The organism is Acidovorax sp. NN32 (assembly GCF_057597245.1).
The window spans coordinates 760,518-785,425 of sequence record NZ_CP199679.1 but is presented as its reverse complement, the minus strand read 5'-3'; the positions used below and the strand labels follow the sequence as shown (position 1 = coordinate 785,425).

General features: G+C 66.7%; 28 protein-coding genes. 20 read left to right on the top strand and 8 right to left on the bottom strand.

The genetic code is table 11. From position 1 onward, the window contains the following. The first annotated feature begins 53 nt into the window (after nt 1-53). The 7 genes from ACT89O_RS03675 (at nt 54) to ACT89O_RS03645 (ending at nt 7,222) form a co-directional block, all read left to right on the top strand. The gene (locus tag ACT89O_RS03675) at nt 54-1,007 is read left to right on the top strand and encodes a substrate-binding domain-containing protein (RefSeq protein ID WP_487261864.1); all 954 of its coding nucleotides are present in this window, start codon (nt 54-56) and stop codon (nt 1,005-1,007) included. Between the two features lie 87 nt (nt 1,008-1,094). After that, nucleotides 1,095-2,759: a sugar ABC transporter ATP-binding protein gene (locus ACT89O_RS03670; RefSeq protein ID WP_487261863.1), complete on the top strand. Its 1,665-nt coding sequence runs from the start codon at nt 1,095-1,097 to the stop codon at nt 2,757-2,759. Continuing rightward, nucleotides 2,756-3,748, top strand: a complete 993-nt coding sequence (locus ACT89O_RS03665; RefSeq protein WP_260666191.1) for an ABC transporter permease — start codon at nt 2,756-2,758, stop codon at nt 3,746-3,748. The genes ACT89O_RS03670 and ACT89O_RS03665 overlap by 4 nt, the downstream gene beginning before the upstream one ends. Nucleotides 3,749-3,805: 57 nt before the next feature. Beyond that, complete coding sequence (locus ACT89O_RS03660; RefSeq protein ID WP_487261862.1) at nt 3,806-4,828, top strand: LacI family DNA-binding transcriptional regulator; 1,023 nt, start codon at nt 3,806-3,808, stop codon at nt 4,826-4,828. Further along, entirely contained in the window at nt 4,825-5,778 is a 954-nt protein-coding gene (gene rbsK / locus ACT89O_RS03655) for a ribokinase (RefSeq protein ID WP_487261861.1), read from the top strand. The genes ACT89O_RS03660 and rbsK overlap by 4 nt, the downstream gene beginning before the upstream one ends. Next, entirely contained in the window at nt 5,775-6,164 is a 390-nt protein-coding gene (rbsD, locus tag ACT89O_RS03650; protein WP_487261860.1) for a D-ribose pyranase, read from the top strand. Before rbsK ends, rbsD begins: the two co-directional genes overlap by 4 nt. 125 nt (nt 6,165-6,289) lie before the next feature. Then, nucleotides 6,290-7,222, top strand: coding sequence for an MBL fold metallo-hydrolase (locus ACT89O_RS03645; RefSeq protein ID WP_487261859.1), 933 nt, complete (start codon nt 6,290-6,292; stop codon nt 7,220-7,222). A gap of 137 nt (nt 7,223-7,359) precedes the next feature. Here ACT89O_RS03645 and ACT89O_RS03640 read toward each other — a convergent pair whose 3' ends face one another. Together ACT89O_RS03640 and ACT89O_RS03635 are read right to left on the bottom strand one after the other, a co-directional pair. Beyond that, a complete protein-coding gene (locus tag ACT89O_RS03640) occupies nt 7,360-7,959 on the bottom strand; it encodes a DUF4124 domain-containing protein (RefSeq protein WP_487261858.1) in 600 nt (199 codons plus the stop codon). A 91-nt stretch (nt 7,960-8,050) separates the two neighbouring features. After that, on the bottom strand, nt 8,051-10,036 hold the full coding sequence (locus tag ACT89O_RS03635; protein ID WP_431151776.1) for a lytic transglycosylase domain-containing protein: 1,986 nt from the start codon (nt 10,034-10,036) through the stop codon (nt 8,051-8,053). 14 nt (nt 10,037-10,050) lie between these two features. On the opposite strand from ACT89O_RS03635, the gene ACT89O_RS03630 reads away from it, so the two are divergent. The 3 genes from ACT89O_RS03630 to ACT89O_RS03620 all read left to right on the top strand — a co-directional run bounded on the left by ACT89O_RS03630 (nt 10,051) and on the right by ACT89O_RS03620 (nt 11,759). Further along, nucleotides 10,051-10,623 (top strand): 5-formyltetrahydrofolate cyclo-ligase, encoded by a 573-nt coding sequence (locus ACT89O_RS03630; RefSeq protein WP_121422201.1) that lies wholly within the window; start codon nt 10,051-10,053, stop codon nt 10,621-10,623. 126 nt (nt 10,624-10,749) lie between these two features. Next, nucleotides 10,750-11,442: a glutathione S-transferase family protein gene (locus tag ACT89O_RS03625; protein WP_487261857.1), complete on the top strand. Its 693-nt coding sequence runs from the start codon at nt 10,750-10,752 to the stop codon at nt 11,440-11,442. A gap of 8 nt (nt 11,443-11,450) precedes the next feature. Then, a complete protein-coding gene (locus ACT89O_RS03620; protein ID WP_099731333.1) occupies nt 11,451-11,759 on the top strand; it encodes an NIPSNAP family protein in 309 nt (102 codons plus the stop codon). A gap of 24 nt (nt 11,760-11,783) precedes the next feature. On the opposite strand, the gene ACT89O_RS03615 is transcribed toward ACT89O_RS03620, so the two are convergent. Beyond that, a complete protein-coding gene (locus ACT89O_RS03615) occupies nt 11,784-12,239 on the bottom strand; it encodes a hypothetical protein (RefSeq protein WP_121507639.1) in 456 nt (151 codons plus the stop codon). Nucleotides 12,240-12,284: 45 nt separating this feature from the next. Here ACT89O_RS03615 and ACT89O_RS03610 point away from each other — a divergent pair, with 45 nt between their 5' ends. Then, nucleotides 12,285-13,538 carry a multifunctional CCA addition/repair protein gene (locus ACT89O_RS03610; RefSeq protein ID WP_487261855.1) on the top strand — a complete coding sequence of 418 codons (1,254 nt, stop codon included), beginning with the start codon at nt 12,285-12,287 and terminating at the stop codon, nt 13,536-13,538. A 128-nt stretch (nt 13,539-13,666) separates the two neighbouring features. Continuing rightward, nucleotides 13,667-14,125 carry an N-acetyltransferase family protein gene (locus ACT89O_RS03605; RefSeq protein WP_487256868.1) on the top strand — a complete coding sequence of 153 codons (459 nt, stop codon included), beginning with the start codon at nt 13,667-13,669 and terminating at the stop codon, nt 14,123-14,125. 35 nt (nt 14,126-14,160) lie between these two features. Here ACT89O_RS03605 and ACT89O_RS03600 read toward each other — a convergent pair whose 3' ends face one another. Both ACT89O_RS03600 and ACT89O_RS03595 read right to left on the bottom strand, forming a co-directional pair. Beyond that, a complete protein-coding gene (locus ACT89O_RS03600) occupies nt 14,161-14,802 on the bottom strand; it encodes an NrsF family protein (protein WP_121507641.1) in 642 nt (213 codons plus the stop codon). Then, the gene (locus ACT89O_RS03595; RefSeq protein WP_218298913.1) at nt 14,799-15,344 is read right to left on the bottom strand and encodes a sigma-70 family RNA polymerase sigma factor; all 546 of its coding nucleotides are present in this window, start codon (nt 15,342-15,344) and stop codon (nt 14,799-14,801) included. Before ACT89O_RS03595 ends, ACT89O_RS03600 begins: the two co-directional genes overlap by 4 nt. A 213-nt stretch (nt 15,345-15,557) precedes the next feature. Here ACT89O_RS03595 and ACT89O_RS03590 point away from each other — a divergent pair, with 213 nt between their 5' ends. From ACT89O_RS03590 to ACT89O_RS03575, 4 genes are read left to right on the top strand one after another with little or no spacing between them, the layout of a single operon-like run. Then, a complete protein-coding gene (locus tag ACT89O_RS03590) occupies nt 15,558-15,851 on the top strand; it encodes a BufA1 family periplasmic bufferin-type metallophore (RefSeq protein ID WP_121507643.1) in 294 nt (97 codons plus the stop codon). 3 nt (nt 15,852-15,854) lie between these two features. Next, complete coding sequence (gene bufB / locus ACT89O_RS03585) at nt 15,855-16,706, top strand: MNIO family bufferin maturase (RefSeq protein ID WP_487261854.1); 852 nt, start codon at nt 15,855-15,857, stop codon at nt 16,704-16,706. Further along, nucleotides 16,697-17,479 carry an HvfC/BufC family peptide modification chaperone gene (locus ACT89O_RS03580; protein ID WP_487261853.1) on the top strand — a complete coding sequence of 261 codons (783 nt, stop codon included), beginning with the start codon at nt 16,697-16,699 and terminating at the stop codon, nt 17,477-17,479. Before bufB ends, ACT89O_RS03580 begins: the two co-directional genes overlap by 10 nt. Beyond that, nucleotides 17,479-17,952 (top strand): DoxX family protein, encoded by a 474-nt coding sequence (locus ACT89O_RS03575; protein ID WP_487261852.1) that lies wholly within the window; start codon nt 17,479-17,481, stop codon nt 17,950-17,952. Before ACT89O_RS03580 ends, ACT89O_RS03575 begins: the two co-directional genes overlap by 1 nt. A 14-nt stretch (nt 17,953-17,966) precedes the next feature. Here the strand turns inward: ACT89O_RS03575 and trxC are convergent, their stop codons facing one another. Then, the gene (gene trxC / locus ACT89O_RS03570) at nt 17,967-18,404 is read right to left on the bottom strand and encodes a thioredoxin TrxC (RefSeq protein WP_055396427.1); all 438 of its coding nucleotides are present in this window, start codon (nt 18,402-18,404) and stop codon (nt 17,967-17,969) included. Between the two features lie 232 nt (nt 18,405-18,636). Here trxC and otsB point away from each other — a divergent pair, with 232 nt between their 5' ends. From otsB to otsA, 3 genes are read left to right on the top strand one after another with little or no spacing between them, the layout of a single operon-like run. Continuing rightward, the gene (otsB, locus tag ACT89O_RS03565) at nt 18,637-19,374 is read left to right on the top strand and encodes a trehalose-phosphatase (RefSeq protein ID WP_487261851.1); all 738 of its coding nucleotides are present in this window, start codon (nt 18,637-18,639) and stop codon (nt 19,372-19,374) included. Continuing rightward, on the top strand, nt 19,371-21,176 hold the full coding sequence (locus tag ACT89O_RS03560) for a glycoside hydrolase family 15 protein (protein ID WP_487261850.1): 1,806 nt from the start codon (nt 19,371-19,373) through the stop codon (nt 21,174-21,176). Before otsB ends, ACT89O_RS03560 begins: the two co-directional genes overlap by 4 nt. Nucleotides 21,177-21,224: 48 nt before the next feature. Continuing rightward, on the top strand, nt 21,225-22,601 hold the full coding sequence (gene otsA, locus ACT89O_RS03555; RefSeq protein WP_121422186.1) for an alpha,alpha-trehalose-phosphate synthase (UDP-forming): 1,377 nt from the start codon (nt 21,225-21,227) through the stop codon (nt 22,599-22,601). An 18-nt stretch (nt 22,602-22,619) separates the two neighbouring features. On the opposite strand, the gene ACT89O_RS03550 is transcribed toward otsA, so the two are convergent. Continuing rightward, nucleotides 22,620-22,814, bottom strand: coding sequence for a DUF2905 domain-containing protein (locus ACT89O_RS03550; RefSeq protein ID WP_121422185.1), 195 nt, complete (start codon nt 22,812-22,814; stop codon nt 22,620-22,622). A gap of 32 nt (nt 22,815-22,846) precedes the next feature. After that, nucleotides 22,847-23,662 (bottom strand): histidinol-phosphatase, encoded by an 816-nt coding sequence (gene hisN / locus ACT89O_RS03545; RefSeq protein WP_487261849.1) that lies wholly within the window; start codon nt 23,660-23,662, stop codon nt 22,847-22,849. Nucleotides 23,663-23,879: 217 nt separating this feature from the next. Between hisN and ACT89O_RS03540 the strand changes: the two genes are divergently transcribed. Then, nucleotides 23,880-24,905, top strand: a complete 1,026-nt coding sequence (locus ACT89O_RS03540) for an ABC transporter substrate-binding protein (RefSeq protein WP_487261848.1) — start codon at nt 23,880-23,882, stop codon at nt 24,903-24,905. Nucleotides 24,906-24,908 lie beyond the last annotated feature (3 nt).

Genomic DNA, 24,908 nt, shown 5'->3' with positions numbered 1-24,908 from the left:
CCCACCACGCTGTCGGTCGCCTTCGTCCACATTCCAACCCGGAGACAAAACCCATGCGATTCACCCGCCGTTCCGTTCAGACCGCCGCCGCCCTCGCCGTTGTGGGCAGCCTGCTGGCCAGCCCTGCGTTTGCGCAGGACAAGCCCAAGATCGCGCTCATCATGAAGTCGCTGGCCAACGAGTTCTTCCGCACCATGGAAGACGGCGCCAAGGCGCACCAGAAGGCCCACGCCAGCGAATACACGCTGGTGGCCAACGGCATCAAGAACGAGACCGACACCGCCGCGCAGATCAAGATGATCGAGCAGGCCGTGGCGCAGAAGGTCAGCGCCATCGTGCTGGCCCCGGCCGACTCCAAGGCGCTGGTGCCCGTGGTCAAGGCGGCCATCGACAAAGGCATTCTCGTGGTCAACATCGACAACCAGCTCGATGCCGACGCGCTGAAGGAAAAGAACATCACCGTGCCCTTCGTGGGCCCCGACAACCGTGCAGGCGCCAAGCTGGTGGGCGACCACCTGGCCAAGACGCTGAAGGCGGGCGACAAGGTCGGCATCATCGAAGGCGTGTCCACCACCTTCAATGCGCAGCAGCGCACCCTGGGCTACCAGGACGCCATGAAGGCCGCCAACATCACCGTGGTGGGCGTGCAGTCCGGCAACTGGGAGATTGAAAAAGGCAACACCGTGGCCGCCGGCATGATGCGCGAGCACCCTGACCTGGTCGCCCTGCTGGCTGGCAACGACAGCATGGCCCTGGGCGCCGTGGCCGCCGTGAAGGCCGCTGGCAAGACCGGCAAGGTGCAGGTGGTGGGCTACGACAACATCGGCGCCATCAAGCCCATGCTGCAGGACGGCCGCGTGCTGGCCACCGCCGACCAGTACGCCGCCAAGCAGGCCGTGTTCGGCATCGAACTGGCGCAGAAGGCCCTGGCCGCCAAGACGCCGCAGAACCAGCTGCCCGCCACGGTGAAGACGGATGTGGTGCTGGTGACGAAAGACAGCAAGTAAATCCGAGAGCGGCGAACAAGGCCCTTCTGGCGTTGTTCGCCGCTCAATAGATAACCACCGCCCTGCAGCCGCCCACTTCAAGCCCCCATGCCCAGTCGCTCGCCCGCTCCTCAGTCCCCGCCCCTGCTCGCCATCCAGGCAGTGGGCAAGGACTACACCGCCACCGTGCTCGATGGCGTGAACGTGGAACTGTTTGCGGGCGAGGTGCTGGCGCTGACCGGGGAGAACGGCGCGGGCAAGAGCACGCTGTCCAAGATCCTCTGCGGGCTGGAACAGCCCACACGCGGCGGCATGCAGCTGGCGGGGCAGGCCTACGCCCCCACGTCGCGCCGCGATGCCGAGCGCCACGGCGTGCGCATGGTGATGCAGGAGCTGGGCCTGGTGCCCACGCTCACCGTGGCCGAGAATTTGTTGATGGGCCGTCTGCCGCACCGGCTGGGTTGGCTACAGCGCGATGTGCTGCACGCCGCTGCCCGTGCGCAGCTGGCCAAGATCGGGCTCGACAACATCGACCCCGCCACCCCGGTCTCGCAGCTGGGCATCGGCCAGCAGCAGATGGTGGAGATTGCGCGCAACCTGCAGGACGACACGCGCATTCTGGTGCTCGATGAGCCCACGGCCATGCTCACGCCGCGCGAGACCAATTACCTGTTCGAGCAGATCGCGCACCTCACCGCACGCGGCGTGGCCATCATCTACGTGTCGCACCGGCTCGAAGAACTGCGCCGCATTGCCGACCGCGTGGCGGTGCTGCGCGATGGCCGCCTGGTGGACGTGCGCGCCATGGCGGGCATGAGCGAGGACGACCTGGTGCAGCGCATGGTGGGCCGCGTGGTCAGCGACCTGGACCACCGCCCGCGCCGCCCCATCGGCCCCGTGGTGATGAGCGCCCAGGGCCTGGGCCGGGGCACCGCCGTGCAGGACGTGAGCCTGGAGCTGCGCGCGGGCGAGATCTTCGGCATTGCCGGGCTGGTTGGATCGGGCCGCACCGAGCTGGTCCGCCTGCTGTTCGGCGCGGACCGGGCAGACCGCGGCAGCGTGACGCTGCACCCAGAATTTGAACAAAAACAGCCTCTAGCGCTTGATGTACAAGCGCAACCAGCTATACAAAACATAGCAAACCAGAAACCTGCGGTTTCCCAGGCCGCACCCCGCACGATTCCCCGTGGTTTCGCGTCGCCGCTGCAGGCCATCGCCGCCGGTGTGGGCCTGGTCACCGAAGACCGCAAATCCCAGGGCCTGCTGCTGTCGCAGCCCATCCGCATCAACGCCACGCTGTCCGACCTGTCGGCCGTGTCGCGCGGCGGCTGGCTGCAGCGCGGGCTCGAAAGCCGCCTGGTGCAGGGATTCATCCGCACCCTGCGCGTGCGCTGCCACGGCCCGGAACAACCCGTGGGGCAACTGTCGGGCGGCAACCAGCAAAAGGTGGTGTTTGCCCGCTGGCTGCACCGCGAAGGCCGCGTGCTGCTGCTGGACGAACCCACGCGCGGCGTGGACGTGGGCGCGCGCGCCGAGCTGTACGGCGAGCTGGACCGCATGGCCGCCGAGGGCCGCGCGCTGCTGATGGTGTCGTCCGACCTGCGCGAGCTCATGGCCATGGCCGACCGCATCGGCGTGATGAGCGCAGGCCGCCTGGTGGCCGTGTTCGAGCGCGGCGAGTGGTCCGAGCAATCGCTGCTGGCGGCCGCGTTCTCCGAGCCCGGCGGACGCACCAGCACCACCCCTTCAACTTCTTCTCCTGTGACCGCATGAACGCCCCCACCACATCTGCCGCGCCCGCTGCGGCGCCCTCCTCGGCCTCGGTCTGGCGCAGCCAGCTGGGCACCTACCTGGGCCTGCTGGCCGTGCTGGCAGGCATGGTGGCGCTGTTCTCGTCGCTGTCCGAATACTTCTGGAGCGCCGAGACCTTCATCACCATCGCCAACGAAATCCCGGCCCTGGCCGTGATGGCCGTGGGCATGACCTTTGTGCTCATCATCGCGGGCATCGATTTGTCGGTGGGCTCTGTGATGGCGCTGGCCGCCGCCACCTCGGCCGCTGCCATCCTGCAGTGGGGCTGGACGGTGCCGGCCGCCGCCGCGCTGGCACTGGCCACGGGCCTGGTGTGCGGCACCATCACGGGCACCATTTCCGTCGCGTGGCGGTTGCCCTCGTTCATCGTGTCGCTGGGCATGCTCGAAGCCGTACGTGGCAGCGCGTATGTGGTGACCGACTCGCGCACGCAGTACGTGGGCGATGCGATCTCGTGGCTGTCAGCACCCTTCTTTGGCGGCATCTCGTTCGCCTTCTTGCTGGCCGTGGTGCTGGTGGTGGTGGCGCAGCTGGTGCTGTCGCGCACTGTGTTTGGCCGCTGCGTGGTGGGCATTGGCACCAATGAAGAAGCCATGCGCCTGGCCGGTGTGGACCCGCGCCCCATCCGTGTCATCGTGTTTGCCATGACCGGCCTGCTGGCGGGCCTGGCGGGCCTGATGCAGTCGGCCCGGCTCGAAGCCGCCGACCCCAACGCCGGCACCGGCATGGAGCTGCAGGTGATTGCGGCCGTGGTGATTGGCGGCACCAGCCTCATGGGCGGGCGCGGCTCGGTGGTGAACACCGCGTTTGGCGTGCTCATCATCGCGGTGCTGGAGGCAGGCCTGGCCCAGGTGGGCGCCAGCGAGCCCAGCAAGCGCATCATCACGGGTTTTGTGATCGTGGCGGCCGTCATCGTGGACACGCTGCGCCAGCGCCGCGCCAAGGTCTGAGAGACTGATTACCGCGACCGTCTGCCCCACCAACAACGACCTCATTCTTCTTTTTGCATGGCTACTATCAAGGACGTTGCGCGCCACGCTGAGGTGTCGGTCACCACGGTGTCGCACGTTGTCAACGGCACGCGCCGCGTGAGCCCCGAGGGGCGCGAGCGCGTGGAGGCCGCCATCCGCGCCCTGGGCTATGTGCCCAGCGCCATCGCGCGCAGCCTCAAGAGCAACAACACGCGCACGCTGGGCATGCTGATCCCCAACAGCTCCAACCCCTACTTTGCCGAGATCGTGCACAGCGTGGAAGACCGCTGCTTTGGCGCGGGCTACAACGTCATCCTGTGCAACACCAACGACGAGGCGCACCGCCAGGGCACCTACCTGCAGGTGCTGGCCGAGCGGCGCATTGACGGGCTGATCGTGGTCTCTACCGGGCACGACGCCACGCTGGCCACGCAGCTGGCGGGCCTGTCCATCCCCACCGTGCTGGTGGACCGCGAAATCGACATCGCCGAACAACAACCCTGCGACCTGGTGGAAACTGCCCACATGCAGGGCGGCCTGCTAGCCACGCGCCACCTGCTGTCGCTGGGCCACCGCCGCATTGCCTGCATTGGCGGCCCCGAAGGCATTGCCCCCAGCGAGCAGCGCATTGCCGGCTGGCGCACGGCGCTGGCCGATGCAGGTTGCGGCACCGGCGAGGGCCTGCTGTGGCATGGCAACTTCACGAGCCAGGGTGGCTACGAAGCCATGCACGCCATGCTGCGCGCGCCCGAGCCGCCCACCGCCGTCTTCGTGTGTAACGACCTCATGGCCATGGGCGCGCTGTGTGCCGCGCACGAACGCGACCTGCGCGTGCCCGAGGCACTGTCCATCGTGGGTTTTGACGACATCGAATTGGCCGCCTTCACCAGCCCGCCGCTCACCACCGTGGCCCAGCCCAAGCAGCGCATCGGCGCGCTGGCCGTGGACATGCTGCTGGAGCGCATCGACGGCAAGCGCCAGGACGCGCGCAAGGTGATGCTGCAGCCTGAGCTGCGCGTGCGCTCGTCCACCGCGCCAGCCCCGGGGGCTGCGGCATGAACAACAACCCATTGAATACTGCCCCCCGCATCGCCGTCGTCGGCAGCCTGAACATGGACCTGGTGCTGCAGGTGCAACATGCGCCCGGCCCCGGCGAAACCGTGCTGGCCGACGCCCTGCACCTGGTGCCCGGCGGCAAGGGCGGCAACCAGGCCGTGGCCTGTGCGCGCCAGGGTGCCCGGGTGGCCCTGTTTGGCCGCGTGGGCGACGACGGCTACGGCCACACGCTGCGCACCGGGCTCGACGCCGACGGCATCGACCACAGCGGCGTGCAGACCGACACCGACACCACCACCGGCGTCGCCGCCATCACCGTGGAGGCCAGCGGGCAGAACCGCATCGTGGTCGTGCCCGGCGCCAATGGCCGCTTTGTGCTGGACGCCGCCGCGCTGGGCGCTGCGCTGCAAGGCGCAGGCGGTCTGGTGCTGCAGTTTGAAACGCCCCTGCCCCAGGTGCTGGCCGCCGCCGCGATGGCCCATGCCGCTGGCTGCCCCGTGGTGCTGAACCCCTCCCCCATCCAGCCCCTGCCCGAAGCGATGTGGCCGCTGGTGCACACACTGGTGGTGAACGAGGTGGAAGCCGCCGCGCTGGCAGGCCAGAACGTGGACACCCCCGCCGATGCCGCGCAGGCCGCACAAGCCCTGCGCGCCAAGGGCCCCGCACAGGTCGTAGTAACTCTGGGCGCTGCGGGCGCCGTGGCCGCCGATGCGGCAGGCAACCGCTACCACCCCGGCCTGGTCGTGAAAGCCGTGGACACCACGGCCGCTGGTGACACTTTCCTGGGTGCACTGGCCGTGGCGCTGGCACGCGGCGAGCCGCTGGACGCCGCCGTGCGCGAAGGCATCCGAGCATCGGCGCTGTGCGTCACCCAGCCCGGCGCCCAGCCCTCCATCCCCACCCGCGCCGCCGTGGCGCAAAGCCCCCAACCGCCCGCCTGGAGCCCCCTGTGAAACGCACCGCCCTGCTGCACGCCGAACTCTCCCACGCCATCGCCACCCTGGGCCACGGCGACATGCTGGTGATTGGCGACGTGGGACTGCCCATTCCCCCCGGCCCGCGCCGCATTGACCTGGCGCTGACGCCGGGCATCCCGGCCGTGGCCGATGTGCTGCGGGTGGTGCTGGACGAAATGCAGGTCGAAAAAGCGCTGATCGCCACCGAAGCCGTGGAGCGCAATAGAGGGCAGTTGCCCGCCTGGTGCCACTTGCCGGTGGATCCCCAGGCCGTATCGCACGATGAGTTCAAGCGCTTGACCCAGCAAGCCCGTGTGATGGTGCGCACGGGTGAGTGCACGCCTTATGCCAATGTGATTCTGGTGGCGGGCGTGACGTTCTGACACAGCCTGGGTGGCCAGGCTGCGGGTTTTGGAGGACTTCGGGCAGGCGCGACCTGCGGTACGCTGGGCAGCAGCCCACGGCGCGGCGTTGATGCCCGCCACCGATGCCCCGAATTCCTGCACCCATGCCCACCACAGCGCCCCACGATCTCCTGCCCCCTGAAATCACCGTTCTCGAACGCGGCTGGCTCTCGGCCAACAACATCCTCTTCGTCGGCCACCACGACACGGCCATCGTGGACACCGGCTACTGCAGCCATGCCGAACAGACTGTGGACCTGGTGCGCGACGCGCTGCAGGGCCGCGCGCTGGATCGTGTGCTCAACACCCATCTGCACAGCGACCACTGCGGCGGCAATGCCGCGCTACAAAAGGCCTGGCCCGGCGTGCTCACGGCCATTCCACCCGGCCAGGCCGACCATGTGCGCCAGTGGGATGCCTATGCGCTCAGCTACACACCGACGGGCCAGGAATGTCCGCCCTTTCGGGCCGACACGCTGCTCATGCCCGACTCCTGCGTGCTGCTCGGCGACAAGCCCTGGCAGGTGCATGCCGCGCCGGGCCACGATCCGCATTCGGTGGTGTTGTTCGAGCCCCAGGGCCGTGTGCTGATCTCGGCCGATGCGCTGTGGGAAAACGGCTTTGGCGTGGTGTTTCCCGAGCTGGAAGGCGAAGACGCGTTCGCCCAGGTGGCCGCAACGCTGGATGTGATCGAGCAGCTATCGCCCCAGGTCGTGATCCCCGGCCACGGGCCGGTGTTTGCCGATGCGCCCCGTGCTATCGATGGCGCACGCCGCCGCCTGGACGGTTTTGTGCGCAACCCGGGCAAACATGCGCTCTATGCGGCCAAGGTGCTGCTCAAGTACAAGCTGTTGGAATGGCAGCAGATCAGTCTCCAGGACCTGGCTGCCTGGGCGCAGGCCACGCCCTACTTCGGCATGCTGCGCGAGCGCCACTTTGCAGATCAGGCCGAGGTTGAATGGCTTGGCAGCCTGAGCGACGAACTGGTGCGGTCCGGTGCGGCCACCCGCCAAGGCGACATGCTGCACAACGCATAGATACGACGTCCGCCCGGACCTTGGCATCCCGGCTGACCGCAGCAACGCACCTCAGTCAGTGCCGCCATGGCACGCCCTTGACCGGGCCGCTGCAGGCATCCCTCTTGGGGGGCGGCACACAGCGCCTCGGCACGGCTTCAATGCTTGTGCTGCTTGTCGCACCCCGTCACATGGTTGTTGCTGCTGGACATGCACTGGTAGAACGCCTTCTTGTTGCCCGATGCGCCCTGGCAGTCCGATACGCTGTATTTGCCCTTGGCTTCACGGATCTTGGGTGCCGCCTTGTCAAAGTCCGCCTGGGCCATGTAACCGTCGCGCACGTTCTTCTGGCCCACTTCCAGCATGAGGTCGGCTTGGTAGTGGATGTTGTCCACGGCGGTGGCGCAGTTGAGCGGCACTTGCTTGCCGTCCACCGTGCCCAGGGCCTTCTTCAGCCCCTCGCCAAATTCCTGAACGTCTTTCGGAATCTTCTTGGTGCCATCGGGGTTGAACTGGGTGGCACCCGCCGACTTGCCAGCAGAAGAGACGCTGCCCTTGCTGCCTGCACCACCGCTGCCACTGGTGCCGTTGTTGTTCTGCAGCTTCATCGGCTCGGCATCCTGCGAGGTAGGCGGCGGCTGCGATCCGTAATGGGTTTTACCGTCGGCATCGACCCACTTGTACACCGGCTGCGCCTGCGCTGCTGCGCCCAGAACCATCGCCAGGGAGGCCATGGCCACCCAACCCAGTTTTCTCATGGCTTACCCCTCCAAATATTGGCAAAAATAGGCCCTAGCGCTTATCCGATAAGCGCCAGCAGCTCTTCTCTTTATAGCAACCACCGACCCATCAAGGCAAATCCTTGTTCACCTCTGGCAACGCCGCATCGCGCGGGCCGATCGTGCCCAGGCGGCTCTTGAGCGACTGGGGCTGGCCGGTGAGCATGGCTGCGTAGTTGGTGGTGTTGGACAGCACTTTCTTCACGTAGTCACGCGTCTCGGCAAACGGCACGTTCTCGGCCCAGATGGCGGCGTCCAGCACCGGGCCGTTGCGCCAGCTGCGCGGGCGGCCGGGGCCTGCGTTGTAGGCGGCCGCGGCCATGGGCATGGAGCCCGCAAAGTCGTCCAGCGCGAGCTTGAGGTAGGCCGTGCCGATGGTGATGTTGGTGTCGCGGTCATTGATCTGGTCGGCCGTGAAACCGTTCAGACCGATCTTCTTGGCCGTCCAGCGCGCGGTGGCGGGCATCACCTGCATGAGGCCCGAGGCGCCCACGTGCGAGCGCGCATCCATGATGAAGCGGCTTTCCTGGCGGATCAGACCGTACACGTAGGCCGGGTCCAGGCCGATGCCGTTGGCACGCTCCACCACCGCGCTGCGGAAGGGGGTGGGAAAGCGCTGCGTAACGTCCACCACGCTCTTGGTGCGCTCGCTGGTGTTGATGCAGCGGTCCCACACCTCGCGCTGGCAGGCGAAGTCGGCGGCGGCCAGCAGTTCGCGGTCGGGCATGCCGCCGCTTTGGTGCAGGTTGGTGGTGTAGTTCCACTCGCGCACGCCTTCGCTGCGCAGGCCCAGCAGGATGGCGTACAGGGCGCGATTGAGCCCCGGGTTGGCGCGAGCGGCGGCCTTTTCTTCGGCGGTGAGGGGCGCGGGCGCGGGCGGCGTGGTGATGCGCTGGCCCAGCTCTTCGAGCGCCAGCTGCTCATAGAAGCCGCGCGTTCCGGCAATGCCTTCGAGCAGTTGCCGTGCTTCGGCGCGTTCGGCATCGCTCACGCGGCCCGCCAGCAGCGAGCGCGCCTTCCAGTACACCCAGGTGCTGTCCTGGCGGCCTTCAGGGCCCATGGCGTCCACCGCCTTGCCCACGGCCTTCCACTGGCCAGCGCGCAGGGCGGCACGCACCTTCCAGCCCAGCAGGTCGTCGTTGAGGTCGCTGTCCTTGGTCACATTGGCAAAGTAGCCATGGGCGTTGCTGGCCAGCTTCTGCGCGGCGGTCTTGCCAATCACGCCCCAGGCCCAGTTGCGCTCTTCGGCAGAGAGGTGCACGCCCCATTTGTTCTCCAGCTGGTAGGCCGCGCTGTCCGGGTCGCTGGTGGCCAGCTTCAACAGGGCGAGCAGCACCAGTTCCTGCCGGGCCTTGCCAGCGGCAGTGGCGCGCGAGAGCAGGTACTTGCTGGGCGCATCGAGCACATCCTTGAGTTGCGGCAGCGATTCCGGCGAGACGATTTCGACCGCCGTACGCACCACGCGGGGGCGGTTGGCCTCCACACCCAGGCGGGCCTTGCGCCACACATCCAGGGCCGAGAGCTTCTTGTAGCCGTACAGCTCGCGCGCGGCGTGGGTGCAGCCATCGTCGGCGTCGCGGATCGCATACCAGTTGCTGCGCACGTCCTCAGCCACCGTGGCAGGCGCCGTGCCCTTGATCTGGTCGATCAGGAGGGCGTAGCAGCGCACTTCGCGGTCGTCCGACATGCGGTAGCTCGGGTGCTGCTCGGCAAACTGGCTCCAGTCGCGGCGCTGACCCAGCAGCAGCAGCCAGTCGTTGCGCAGGCGGTCTTCCTGGTAGGTGCCGGCGTAGCGCTGCATGAAGGACTGGATCTCCTGTGGCGAGGCCTCGCCAAGACGCACGCGCAGCTCCCAGTAGGCAGCCCAGGGCTCCAGCGCATGGCCGCGTGCCGCTGGCAGCAGCTGCGCGAGCTTGTTGCGGTCGCCCTTGCGGAACGCCTGCTGCATCTCCAGCAGGGTATCGTCACCACGGTTTTGCGCCATGACAAGGGGCGCGGTAGCAGCCAGCAGGGTGGCGGCCACAAGGGGTGTCAGAATCGCTCTGAGAAATTGCATGGGGGAATTATCTGATGGACAAAGCAGCCCTTCGGCGCGCATTGATAGAAGAACGCCTCAACCTGCCGGACCGCCTACAGCGGGCCGACCTGTTACAGCAGGTGATGCGCATCTGGCTGGTGAACCGGCCCGATACGGTGATTGGTGCCTACTGGCCCATCAAGGGCGAGTTTGACCCCCTGCCCGCCCTGCACCGCTGGAAGGAAGACGGCGAGTTGCTGGACGAGCCCCTGCGCCGCCGCATCGGCCTGCCCGTGGTCAACAAGCAGCACAAGACCCTCACCTTCCACGCTTGGTACCCCGGCTGTCCCATGGAAGAAGACGCCTACGGCATCCCCAAGCCCAAGGACACCGAGGTCATCGTGCCCACGCTGCTGTTTGTTCCGTGCGTGGGCTACGCGCCGGGTGGCTACCGGCTGGGCTATGGCGGCGGATTTTACGACCGCACGCTGGCCACGCTGCAACCCAAGCCGTTCACCGTGGGCTTGGGCTTCACCCATGGCTACCTGGATGATTTCGAGCCTGAGGAGTTCGACCTGCCGCTCGATGCCATCCTGAACGACAACGGGGTGGTCTGGCCTGTCTGAGCGGCCAGACCGGCTCCTCGGGGCCCGGTGATGCGCGCTGCGCATCATTCAGGCCTTTTTTCGCATCGCTGGCGCATCGCGCAGCCGCTAGCATGGCAGGCTGACCTTCATTTTTCAGGTGCCCCCATGCTCAAGCTCTACATCGGCAACAAGAACTACTCCTCCTGGTCCATGCGCCCCTGGGTACTGCTCAAGCAGGCGGGCATTGCGTTTGAAGAAGTGCGCGTGCGCTTCGACAGCTTTGACGCCGATTCGGAGTTCAAGCGTGTGATGAGCCCCGTGAGCCCCACGGGAAAGGTGCCTGCACTGGTCGATGGCGATCTGGTCGTCTGGGACACCCTGGCGATTGCCGAATACGTGGCCGAAACCCACCCCGACAAGAAGCTCTGGCCCGCGGACGCCAAGGCCCGAGCGCGCGCACGCAGCGTCTGCGCCGAGATGCACAGCGGCTTCACCGCCCTGCGCGGCAACTGCCCCATGAACATTGAGGCGAATCTGGCCGATGCCGGCGCGCTGATCTGGCGCGACAAAGCCGGCGTACGCACCGACGTCCAGCGCCTGGTGGAGATGTGGAGTGCACTGCTGCAGGAGCACGGCGGCCCTATGCTGTTTGGCGAGTTCACCGTGGCCGACGCCTACTTTGCCCCCGTGTGCATGCGCCTGCACTCTTATGCCCTGCCCGTACCCACCCCCATCAAGGCCTATGTAGACCGCGTGCGCGCTCTGCCCGGCGTGAAAGCCTGGATCGACGAAGCCCTGACCGAGAAGGACTTTCTGGACTTCGAAGAGCCGTACCGCCTGCGCCATACCGAGGGTTGAGCATCGCCATGGCTGTCACCATCTACCTGCGCTACGTGCTCAACACCAGCAAGCTCAAGGAGTTCGAACACTACGGCAAGCTGTGGATTCCACTGGTCGAGAAATTCGGTGGCCAGCACCACGGCTACTTCATGCCCAGCGAGGGCGCCAACAACATCGCGCTGGCGCTGTTCACGTTTGAGAGCCTCGCGGCCTACGAGGTGTACCGCCAGCAGTCAATGCAGGACGCGGAGTGCCAGGCAGCGTTCCGCTACGCCGAGGAGACGGGGTGCATCGTGAGTTATGAGCGGAGCTTTTTCAGACCGGTGTTCCGCTGAACAGGCGTGGGCGCACCCGCCCAACTACCGGAACTGCTTGCGCAAAAACGGCTTGTGCCGCGCAATGTGCGCTAACTGGGCGGGGGCAATGGTGCCGCCCAGGTCTTCCTCCTCCGCGTTCAGCACTTGGTTGGCATAGGCCAGCGCACGCGCCACCACCTCTTCGTCGCTCACACCCTGCTGCGCAGCCAGATCCAGCGCCACGCGCTTCATGGCGCGCTGTGACAGCATCCACATGGCGCCGAAGGCGTCCCACGCGGCCATCGCTTCCTTGAACTTGTCGCGGTCGGCCAGGATTTCATTGAGCGGCTTGGCCAGGATCTCTTGCAGGTCGTCCACCTTGGCCTTGAGGGCTTCGAGCTGCGCCTCGCGCTGCAGGGCTTCGGCGGCGGCGTTGGCCGCTGCGTCGGGCGCCGTGGGCACGGGCACGCTGCCGTCGGGGTTGAGCTGGGCAATGGTGAGTTCGGACGATAGGGACATGGTGGGCTTGAATATACGGCCGAGTGCTCGTCCTAAACTACACCGATGCAAATCTACATGGTGGGCGGCGCGGTCCGCGACAAGCTGCTGGGCCGGCCGGTGAATGACCACGACTGGGTGGTGGTGGGTGCCACGCCCGAGCAGATGCTGGAGCTGGGCTACCTGCCCGTGGGCCGAGACTTCCCGGTGTTTTTGCACCCCGAGACACGCGAGGAATACGCGCTGGCCCGCACCGAGCGCAAGAGTGGGCGCGGCTACCGGGGCTTTGTGGTGGAAAGCTCGCCCGACGTGACGCTGGAAGAAGACCTTTCCCGCCGCGACCTCACTATCAATGCAATAGCTACTAGCGCTTATGGGACAAGCGCTGGAGGCATTTTTGACCCATATTCTGGCGCCAAAGACATCGAGGCGCGGGTGCTGCGCCATGTGACCGACGCTTTCCGCGAAGACCCGGTGCGCATTCTGCGCGTGGCGCGGTTTGCAGCGCGGTTCACCGACTTCACGGTGGCGCCCGAGACGATGCAACTGATGCGCGAGATGGTGGCGCATGGCGAGGTGGACCACTTGGTGGCCGAGCGCGTGTGGCAGGAGCTGGCGCGGGGGCTGATGGAAGAAAAGCCTTCGCGCATGTTCGAGGTGCTGCGCGAGTGCGGCGCGCTGCAGGTGCTGTTGCCCGAAGTGGCGCGCCTGTGGGGCGTGCCCCAGCGGGCCGAGTACCACCCCGAGGTGGATACGGGCGTGCACCTGATGATGGTGCTGGACATGGCTGCGCGGCTGCAGGCGCCGCTCACGGTGCGCTTTGCCTGCCTGGTGCATGACCTGGGCAAGGGCACCACGGCCGCCGATATGCTGCCGCGCCACATCGGGCATGAGGAGCGCAGTGCGGAGCTGCTGAAAGACGTGGCCGAGCGCCTGCGCGTGCCCGTGGACTGCCGCGAGACGGCCGATGTGGTGGCCCGCGAGCACGGCCACATCCACCGCAGCACCGATCTGTCGGCCGCCGCGCTGGTGCGCCTTCTGGAGCGCTGCGACGCCATCCGCAAGCCCGAGCGGTTCGCCGACATCCTGTTGGCCTGCGAATGCGATGCGCGCGGACGGCTGGGGTTTGAAGAATCCACCTACCCGCAGCGCCAGCGGCTGGCGGCTGTGCTGGCGGCCGTCCAATCGGTCGTCACGCGCGACATTGCAGCGCAGGCGGCGGCCAAGGGCGTGGCTGGGCCGCAGGTGGGTGCGTTGATCCACCAGGCGCGGGTGGAAGCGGTGGCGCAGTGGCTGCAGCCCCGCAGCGACGTTGCCTGACCCTGCACACCACCGCCCAAGACGCGGACAGCCCCTCCTACAATCCGCGTCCGCCTGTATTCCATCCGGGGTACAGCCTTGCAAGAACCTGGTGCAGTTTCGCGCCCCACAGCCATCCCAACGTCTCCATGACCACTGTTCACATCCGCCTTGCCACCCCGGCCGACGCTGACACCGTCGCGCCGCTGTTTGATGCCTACCGGCAGTTCTACGCGCAGGCGCCAGACCTGGCCGGAGCGAAGGCCTTCATCGCGGAGCGGTTAGAGCGTGAAGAGTCGGTGATCCTGCTGGCGCTGGATGCGTCGCAAACGGCGGTAGGCTTTTGCCAGCTCTACCCCACGTTCTGCTCGGTGGAGGCCGCCCCTATCTACACGCTGTACGACCTGTTCGTGGCCCCCGCCGCCCGCAAGACAGGCGCCGGGCGCAGCTTGCTGATGGCAGCAGAAGCCACTGCCCGCACCCATGGAAAGGTGCGCATGGACCTGACCACAGCACACACCAACACCACAGCGCAGTCCCTCTACGAATCGCTGGGCTGGACGCTGGACACGGTTTTCCGCGCCTACAACAAACGCGTCAGCGCCTGAACCACCAGGGCGCTTGGCACACTTGCCGCGCCCCCTCACCAGCGCAGCAGGCGCGGCCCCAGCACCGCCCCCAGCGCAGTCGGGATGGCCATGCCCGCCACATACCAGACAGCCAGGAAGGGCGTGGCCATTTCGGGGCAATGCAGGGCGTACACCAAGGCGCCCAACGCACCCGCCAGCAAACCAGCGCCCGCACCCGTCCACACCAGGCGCGTGGGGGCAGCGCCCTTGAGGGCCCAAAAGCCTGCAACAAATGCCGGCACCGACAGCGCCGCGATATTGAACGGGCAGGTGCGCCAGGTGCTGCCCAGGATGAGCGGCATGCGCTCTGCGGCGGACACCTGCGACAACGCCCACAAGGCCATGGCCCACAGCACCAGCGGCGGCACGGCCAGCCACAGGGCTGCGTGGCCCAGCGCCATGCCCGGGCGGGCCATGCGGCGCAGCAGCGCCAGCCCGGCAGCAGCGAGCGCGGCGGCAAACACCAGCTTGCCCCAGAACATGGGCAGCGCCATGGTGGCCAGCAGATCAGGGCGCAGACCGAACAGGGCCAGCATCAGCACCCCGGCGCCGGCAATGCCCGCCAGTGCGGCCACCACAAAGCGCTGCTCTATCGCGTTGCGCTGCACCGGCCGGTCATCGGTGGCCAGCAAGTGGATCAATTCATCGGTTTTCATGCCATTCCCCTGATCTTGGCGGCCAGGGCCTTGAGCCCCCGGTGCACGCCGACTTTGACAGCCGATTCCGACAGCCCCGTGAGGCGCGCCGTCTCGACCACCGACAAACCTTCCAATTTCACATACTCAATCGGCAGCCGTTGCTTGTCTGGCAGCGTGCGCAGCAACTGCCCCAGGTCCCGCCGGGCTTCGGCGGCCTCGCTGTCGCTGCGGGCAAACAACTCGTCGGCATCGTCCAGCGGGTCGTTGCGCCCCTCTTTGACGGCATGCGAGCGCAACCAGTCGATGAGCTTGTAGCGCGCAATCGCGTGCACCCAGGCCGTCACCGGCATCTCGGGCCGGTAGGTGTGGCGCTGGTTGTGCACCGCCAGCAGCGTCTCCTGCACCAGGTCTTCCACCTCATCGAGCCGCTGCGCGAGGCGGCGGCGCAAAAAGGCGCGCAGGTGGGCGCTCAGCTCTTTCAAAAAGCGCTGGTAGGCGGCTGCGTCGGCATCCAGCCCCTGCATCAACAAGCCGCGCAGGCGTTCTTCCACACTCTCCATGGTGTCTCCCTGCAAGAAATTCGTATGCCGGAGCCATTGGGTTACAGGCATCGCAAAAAAATGTTTCGCCATGCCGCTCCGAAATTTTTCGTACAGCGCTGTAACCCGCAAGTTGCGCTGCGCGAATTACAACGCAGATCGGGCAGTTCAACGCGGCCTCTCGCTGCACCCCGATCGGATTCAACCCTGACCCAACCCTCGGAGAACCGTACCATGACCACTCGCACCCTCAGCCTCGGCGCCCTTGCCCTTGTAGCCCTGACCTCTGGCGCCGCCATGGCCCAAACCACCTCCGCCCCCATGGACGGCGCCAAACCCGCCATGGAGAAGTGCTACGGCGTCTCGATGGCTGGCAAGAACGACTGCGCCGCCGGCCCCGGCACCACCTGTGCGGGCTCCGCCAAGGTGGACTACCAGGGCAACGCCTGGAAGTTTGTGCCCGCAGGCACCTGCGCCACCATCAAGACGCCCAAGGGCATGGGCTCGCTCACCCCCATCAAGGCCTGACCGATGGCCCTGTGCCCTCTCACCGCTGGCCTGGGCCTCAAGCCCCAGCACTATGACGAGGCGCTGCACTGCACCGCCACGGGTCTGTGGTGGGAGGTGCACCCCGAAAACTATCTGGCCGAGGGTGGCCCCCGCCTGGCCTGGCTGGAGGCCATCCGCGCGCGCCACCCCGTGGCGCTGCACGGCGTATCGCTGTCGCTTGCTGCCGATACTCCGCCCGACGCGGCACACCTGGCGCGACTGGCAGCCCTTGCAAGGCGGGTGGAGCCAGTCATCATCTCGGAGCACTTGGCATGGTCCAAGTGGCGCGGGCAGTACCTGCCCGACCTGCTGCCGTTTCCGCGCACGCAGGCCGCCTTGCACCGCATCGTAGACAACATCGCCCGAACGCAGGATGCGCTGCAGCGCCCCATCGCCATCGAGAACCCCACGCACTACCTGCACATCGACGGCCACGACTGGCTTGAGACCGAATTTCTGACCGAGCTGGTGCAGCGGACTGGCTGCGCCCTGCTGCTGGACGTGAACAATGTGTACGTCAGTGCCAACAACCTGGGCTTTGACGCGCAGACCTACCTCGACGCCTTTCCCCTGCACGCCGTGGCCGAAATCCACCTGGCGGGCCACCATGCCGACCCGGTGCATGGCGATGCCCTGCTGATCGACAGCCACGACGCGTCCATCGCCCCGGTGGTGTGGGCGCTGTACGAGCAGGTGGTCGCGCGCACAGGCCCCGTGCCCACCCTCATCGAACGCGACGACAATCTGCCCGCCTTCAGCGAACTGCTGGCCGAGCGCGACAAGGCCCACAACGCGCTCACAGCGGCGCAGCCCGTGGAGGCAGCATGCAGTTGAGCGCATTCCAGGACGGCTTCTCTGCCGCGTTGCTCGGCCATGCCGAGCACGCACCGTGGCTGTCTGCGCTGGAATCCCAGCCCGGCTTTGCCGTGTACCGCAACACCGTGCTCAAGGGCTGCATTGATGCCCTGCAGGCCAGCTACCCCACGGTGTGCCAGCTGGTGGGCGAAGAATGGCTTCGCGCCGCCGCTGCGGTGTATGCCCGCACGCAGCCGCCGGCTGACGGACTGCTGATGGACTACGGCGCGGAGTTTGCTGACTTTCTGGCCGGTTTTGCACCAGCGGCCGAGCTGCCTTACCTGCCGGCCGTGGCGCGCCTGGACCGCAGCTGGACCGAATGCCATCTGGCGGCAGACGCCACCGCTGTGGACCGCAACTGGCTGGCACAGCAGGCGCCCGATACATTGCCCCTGGTGCAACTGCGCCCCCACCCCGCCGCACGCTGGGCCTGGTGCGACGAGCATCCCGCCTACGCGTTGTGGCAGAGCCACCGCGAAGGTCTGCCCCCCACAGAGCCGCTGGACTGGACCGGCGATGGGGCCTTGCTCACCCGGCCCCACGCACCCGTGACGTGGCGCCCACTGTCGCGCGCCGGAGTGGCCTTTTTGGACGCCTGTGCCCAAGGCCAGACGCTGGAGGCCGCCGCCACTTCAGCCCTTGCGGCCGAGCCCACCGCAGACTTTGCGGCCCTGATGGGCACCCTGCTGGACGCAGGCGCATTGATACCCACCGACTCACACCAATTCACACCGAGGCCAAGGAGCCCCTGATGACCACCAGCACACATTTCCCCACTGCACCCGCCAAAGGCCAGCGCAAGCTATTGACGCGCCTGGCCGATGCAGCCACCTCGCTCACCCCGCACAGCCTGCTGGCGATGGTCAACCGCGTGGCAATTGCAGGCATCTTCTGGCTTTCAGCGCGCACCAAAGTCGATGGGTGGTTCACCATCTCCGACAGCGCCTATGCGCTGTTCCGCGATGAGTACAAGCTGCCCCTGCTGCCACCCGAGCTGGCTGCGCAGATGGCCACCGTGGCAGAGCATCTGTTCCCTGTTCTTCTGGTGCTGGGCCTGCTCACGCGCCTGTCGGCCCTGGCCTTGCTGGGCATGACGCTGGTCATCCAGGTGTTCGTGTACCCCGATGCCTGGCCCACGCACCTGTCATGGGCGGGGCTGATGCTGTACCTGGTGGGGCGCGGCGCAGGCAACGTGTCACTGGACCGGGCACTCGGAATTCGTTGAGGCGCCTGTCTTTTTTAAACTGCCGCTGTTCGCACCCAGCGCACGATGTCCGCAGCCCCCAGCGCGCCCGAAACGCGCGCCACCTCGCGCCCCTGCTGAAACAAAATCATGGTCGGAATGCTGCGGATGGCATAACGCGCCGCGATGGCCTGGTGGTCTTCGGTGTTGAGCTTGGCCAGGCGCACACGCGGCTCCAGCTCGCGGGCGGCCTGCGCAAAGGCCGGGGCCATCTGGCGGCAAGGCCCACACCAGGGCGCCCAGAAGTCCACCAGCACGGGGATGTGGCTGCGCACCACATGCTTGTCAAAACTGGTGGCATCCAGCTCCAGCGGCGCCCCCGCGAAAAGGCGCTGATGGCACTTTCCGCAATCGGGCGCGTTGCCCAGGTCGGCGCGCTGCACGCGGTTGGTGGTGTGGCAATGGGGGCAGACGATGTGCAGGGCTTCGGTCATGGTGCGGCAATCGGTGTGAGCAAAAAGCGGGCCTCTTAGAACCTGCTCAAGATCTTTTCGGGGATCGCAACAGGTTCTTACACATGGCGGCACAAGCCGGGCGTTTCAAGAGCGGGCTTGGCAGTCCTGGGGTCTTGATGTCGCACCCCGTCGCACACCTTGCGCGCGTTTACCAGCGCTGAAACACCCTTTCACCCGGGTCAGCTTCACCGCGTCTGATAAGGTTTCGCCCATGCAGCTGCTCCCCCTACTGACAACTGCCCATGCGCTTTTTCTGGACTTTGACGGCACGCTCACCGAGCTGGCGCCGCGCCCCGAGGCGGTGCGCATCGCTTCCGGGCTGGTCCCCACGCTGTCATCGCTGTACACCCATCTGGACGGCGCGCTGGCCATCGTGACCGGGCGGCCTGAGGCCGACATCGACGGATTTCTGGCCCCGCTGCACCTGCCGCTGGCCAGCGAGCATGGTGCCCAATACCGACTGACCGACACATCCCACCCTGCCGTTCTGCCGCCAGACCTGGAGAAGGTTCTACGGGCTGCGTACGACCTGGCGGCACACTATCCGGGGTTGCTGGTAGAGCCCAAGCGCGCGAGCGTGGCCCTGCACTACCGCCAGGCCCCCCACCTGGAAGGGTTGTGCCACGACACCCTCGTGCGCGCCATGCAGCAGGTAGAGGGTGTGGAACTGCTGCGCGGTAAATGTGTCTTTGAAGTGAAGCCCCGGGGCGTCCACAAAGGCCAGGCCATTCTCGATTTCATGACACAGGCCCCCTTTGCCGGGCGCACCCCAGTCTTTGTGGGAGATGACGTCACCGATGAGGCTGGCTTTGCCGCCGTTCAGGCACTAGGCGGCTGGGGCATCAAGGTGGGCGAAGGGCCGACCATGGCACAACACCGCTGCATGACATCCGCCGCCTTGCGCGGCTGGCTGTCTTCTGCACGCACGACCTTGGAGCGCGAACGATGAACACGGCAGCCAACGATCCCCAAGCGGGCTCACTCAACCTCGGGATGATCGGCAACTGCGCCATCAGCGCACTGATCGACAACCACGCCCGCATGGTGTGGTGCTGCCTGCCCCGTTTTGATGGCGACCCGGTGTTCAACGCCCTGCTGCAGCCCGGCGACGAAGGCAGCCACTTCGCGATCGAACTGGAAGACCTGGCATCGGCCCACCAGTGGTACGAGCCGAACACCGCCATCCTGCGCACGCAGCTGTTTGACAAGGCGGGCCACGGCATCGAGATCACCGACTTTGCGCCGCGCTTTTACAGCCGCTCGCGCTACTTTCGCCCCATGACGCTGGTGCGCCGGGTGCGCCCCATCCAGGGTGCGCCGCGCATCCGTGTGGCGCTCAAGGTGCGCTACGACTGGGGCCAGACCACCCCCGAGATCACACGCGGCAGCAACCACATCCGCTACGTGGGCGAGGGCATGACGCTGCGCCTGTCCACCGATGCGCCGGTGTCGCATGTGCTGTCGGGCCAGGCATTTGTGCTCACACGCGAACACAACTTTCTGCTGGGGGCGGACGAGACGCTGGTGGAGGGCATTGCCGACACCGCGCGCCTGTTTGAGCAGGAGACCACCTCCTACTGGCGCAGCTGGACCCGCGCTCTGGCCGTGCCGCTGGAGTGGCAGGAGGCCGTGATCCGCGCGGCCATCACGCTCAAGCTTTCGCTGTACGAAGACACCGGCGCCATCGTGGCCGCCATGACCACCAGCATCCCCGAATCCGCCCACAGCGGCCGCAACTGGGACTACCGCTACTGCTGGCTGCGCGATGCGTTCTTCGTGGTGCGCGCGCTCAACAGCATCTCCGAAGTGGGCACCATGGAGGACTACCTGCGCTGGCTCAGCAACGTGGTGGTGGAAGGCGGCGATGGCCACATCCAGCCGCTGTACGGTATTGGCCTGGAGCAAGAACTGCCCGAGAGCCTTGTGCCGCAGCTGGCGGGCTACCGGGGCATGGGCCCGGTGCGCGTGGGCAACCAGGCGGCCGAGCATTTTCAGCACGATGTGTACGGCAACATCGTGCTGGGCGCAGCCCAGGCGTTCCACGACCACCGCCTGCTGCACCGTGCGGGCCTGGCCGAGTTCACGCGGCTGGAACAGGTGGGCGAGAACGCGGTGCGTGTGTATGGCCAGCCCGACGCCGGCATGTGGGAGCTGCGCACGCGCGCCAGGGTGCACACCTCGTCCGCGCTGATGAGCTGGGCAGCCTGCGACCGGCTGGCCAAGATCGCCGCCACCCTGCAGCTGGCCGACCGTACCAGCCACTGGCAGCAGCATGCCGACCGCATGCGCGCCGAGATCCTCGACAAATCCTGGTGCGAAGCGCGCCAGGCGTTCGCCGAGAGTTTTGGCGGCCATGAACTCGATGCGAGCGTGCTGCTGATGGCCGAGGTGGGCCTGATCGACCCCAAGGACCCACGCTTTGTGAGCACCGTGGAGGCCATGGAAAAGAGCCTGTGCGATGGCCCCTACATGCGCCGCTACGAGGCGGCCGACGACTTCGGCAAGCCCGAGACGGCCTTCAACATCTGCACCTTCTGGCGCATCGACGCGCTGGCGCGCATTGGCCGCAAGGGCGAGGCCCGCGCCATCTTCGAGACCATGCTGGCCGCCCGCAATCCGCTGGGCCTGCTGTCCGAAGACACACACCCCGAGACCCAGGAAATGTGGGGCAACTTTCCGCAGACCTACTCCATGGTGGGCGTCATCAACGCCGCCGTGCGCCTGTCGGCCCCCTGGGACAGCGTGATTTGAGGCACTGTCCGACAGCGGCCCGGGGCGATCCACAACGATGATCAGCCCATGAGCCGTCTTGTTGTCATCTCCAACCGCCTTGCAGACCCTCGAAAACCCGCCGCCGGCGGCCTGGCCGTCGCCCTGGGCGAAGCCCTGAACCAGACCGGGGGCCTCTGGTTCGGCTGGAGCGGCACCGTGGTCGAAGGCGGCACACCCGGCGAGGGCGAACTGCACACCCGGCAGGCAGGAGCCGTCACTCTGGCCACCGTGGACCTGTGCCGCGAAGACCACGACAGCTACTACCACGGCTACAGCAACAGCGTGCTGTGGCCGGTGTTCCATTACCGCCTGGACCTGGCCGACTTCAACGCCAGCTACATCGCGGGCTACCGCCGCGTAAACCAGATGTTTGCGCGCAAGCTGCTGCCGCTGCTGCGCGACGACGACGTGATCTGGGTGCACGACTACCACCTGATCCCGCTGGCGGCCGAGCTGCGGGCCATGGGCTGCAAGCAGCGCATCGGGTTCTTTCTGCACATTCCCATGCCGCCGCCGCTCATCATGGCGGCCATCCCGCAGCATGAGTGGCTGATGCGCTCGCTGTTTGCCTACGACCTGGTGGGTCTGCAGAGCGAGGCCGACGTGTCGCATTTCACGCGCTATGTGCGCAACGAAGGCAGCGCGGAAGAGGTGGACGAAAAGCGCGTGCGCGCCTTTGGAGCCACCGTGGTGGTGCAGTCCTTTCCCATCGGCATCGACGTGGACGAATTCACACGCCTCACGCACGCGCCCGACGCGGTGGAAACCTACGAGAACATGCGCGACGAGTATTCACGCAGGCGCCTGCTGCTGGGCATTGACCGGCTCGACTACTCCAAGGGCATTCCGCAACGTGTGCGGGCCTTTCGCGAACTGCTGGACCGCTACCCGGAAAACCGCGACAGCGCCACGCTCATCATGATCGCCTCGCCCACGCGCGACGACGTCAATGCCTATGCCGACCTGCGCCAGGAGCTGGAAGGTCTGTGTGGCTCTGTCAACGGCGACTATGGCGAACTGGACTGGATGCCCGTGCGCTACATCCACCGCATGGTGGCCCGCAAGCGGGTTCCCGGCCTGTGCCGCGCCGCCGCCGTGGGGCTGGTCACGCCACTGCGCGACGGCATGAACCTGGTGGCCAAGGAGTACGTGGTGGCACAGGACCCGGACGACCCGGGCGTGCTGGTGTTGTCACGCTTTGCCGGTGCGGCCGAGCAGCTGAAAGAAGCGCTGCTGGTGAACCCCTACGACACCCAAGGCATGGCCGACAGCATCCAGCAGGCATTGCAGATGCCGCTGGTGGAGCGGCAGGCGCGCCATCAAAAGCTGATGGCCCGTATACGCCAGCACGACGTGCACTGGTGGCGCAAGGCGTTTCTGGACGCATTGCAGGCGGCGGGGTAGCCGCCCAGCTGCGGCCCGTTACAACAGCTTGGTGATCAGGCTGACCACGAAGCTCAGCAGCAGCGTGGACGCCAGCGGCACATCCCAGTCGCGCCCCAGCCAGCGAAACCGGAAGTCCCCCGGCAGGCGCCCAAAGCCCAGGCGGCGCAGCAGCGGCGACAGCCAGCTGATGAACATCAGGGCCAGGAGAATGACGAGGAGCCAGCGGAACATGGTGCGCCGAGTGTAGGCGCCACCGCATTCGGCTACGCCGTGGCCAGTCCGGCCCGTTCGGCCCGGTCAGCCAGCAGGGCCAGCGCCTGGGCATGCAACTGCGGCGTGGCAGCCGCCACCACGCGCCCATCCGATGCCACCGTGAGCGCGCGGCCCTGCCAGTCGGTAATGCGCCCGCCCGCGCCCTTCACCAGGCAGACCAGCGAGAGGTAGTCGTACGGCTGCAGCCCCGCCTCCACCACCAGGTCCACATGCCCGCCCGCCAGTTGGGCATAGGCATAGCAGTCGCCGCCAAACCGCCGCAGCGCGCACTGGCGGCTCAGCGCATCAAAACACTGCCAGTCGGCCGCACCAAAGGCATCCGGCGATGTGGTGTAGATGCGGGCCTGCGCCAGTTGTTCACACCCGCTGGCCCGCACAGGCTGGCCATTGCACTGCGTCAGCTGGCCTGCCAGCCCCGTCCAGCACTCACCCAGCACCGGCAAATCCATGAGCCCCAGCACGGGCTGGCCCTGGTGCAGCAGTGCCACCAGCGTGCCCCACAGCGGTGACCCGGTGATGAAGCTCTTGGTGCCGTCGATGGGGTCGATCACCCACACGTACTCGGCGTCCAGCCGCTCGCGGCCATGCTCCTCGCCCAGGATGCCGTGCGTGGGCGCCTGCGCCTGCAGCACTGCGCGCATCGCGGCCTCGGCCTCGCGGTCGGCAATGGTGACCGGGCTCTCGTCCGATTTGGTCAGCACATCCAGCGGGGTGCGGAAGTACCGCAGCGAGTGCACACGGGCCGCATCGGCCAGGGCGTGCGCCAGGGCCAGGAAGGGGGAAACGGGGGTGGGCAAAGTGTTCATGGGAATGGTCAAGGGAAGAGCTCCGGGCAGCGGTTGGGCAATGAAGAAGGGCCTACCGCTCGGCATGAACGGGTTGGCATATTTAGTGCTTGTGTATTTTCGTGCAAAAACAATAATTTGCACAAGTGCAATAAAACGCACAACTTTGGTGAACAAATCCCCTGGCCTGCGGTGACCCCGCACTGTTTTTTGGCAACGCACCGTTCTGGAGAAATTCATGCGCACACGCTCCTCCCTCTTTGCCGCCCTGCGCCTGCTGCCCGTGCTGGGCGCCTTGGCCTGCGGGCTGACCGCCGCCCAGGCGGGCACCGTCACGGCCTACACCGCGCTCGAAGAAGACGAGATCAAGGAATACCTGGCCGCCGCCAAAAAGGACTTGCCCGATGTGGATGTCAAAGTGCTGCGCCTGTCCACGGGCGACCTGGGCGCGCGCATCCTGGCCGAAGCCGCCAATCCACAGCACGACATGATCTGGGGCTGGGCGCTGACCAATACGCTGGACCCGCGCATCACCGCCCTGCTGGAGCCCTACAGCCCCAAGGGCAGCGACAAGCTGGCTGCCAAGGACAAGGCCGCCGATGGCAAATGGTTCACCACCACGGGCTACATGGCCGCCTTCTGCGTGAACACCGAGGTGCTCAAGGCCAAGAAGCTGCCCATGCCCACGTCGTGGAAGGACCTCACCAACCCCATCTACAAGGGCGAGGTCGTCATGCCCAACCCGGTGTCCTCGGGCACGGGCTACCTGCAGATTGCCGCGCTGATCCAGTCGCGCGGCAATGACGAGGGCTGGAAGCTCATCAAGGCCATGGACGGCAACGTGGCGCAGTACATCAAGTCGGGCTCGCGCCCCTGCAAGGCCGCGCGGGCGGGTGAGTTTGCAATTGGCACCTCGCTGGCGTTTGCGGCCATGCAGTCGGTGGACGAGGGCTACCCGGTCAAGATGGTGATCCCCACTGACGGCGCGGGCTATGAGCTGGAAGCCTCGGGCCTGATGGCCAGCGCCAAGAACAAGGCCGACGCCAAGCGCTTTCTGGACTGGACGCTGTCGCCCGGCGCGGCGCAGCTCTACACCAAGTACAAGGAAATCGTCACCGTGCCCGGCGTGCCGCAATCCAAGGCGGCCGCAGCGGCAGGCCTGCCCGCCGACCTCTCCAAGGTGCTCTACCCCATGGACTTTGCCAAGTCCGCCAAGGAACGCGACGCGATCCTGAGCGCCTGGCAAAAGACCATCGGCCGCTGAACC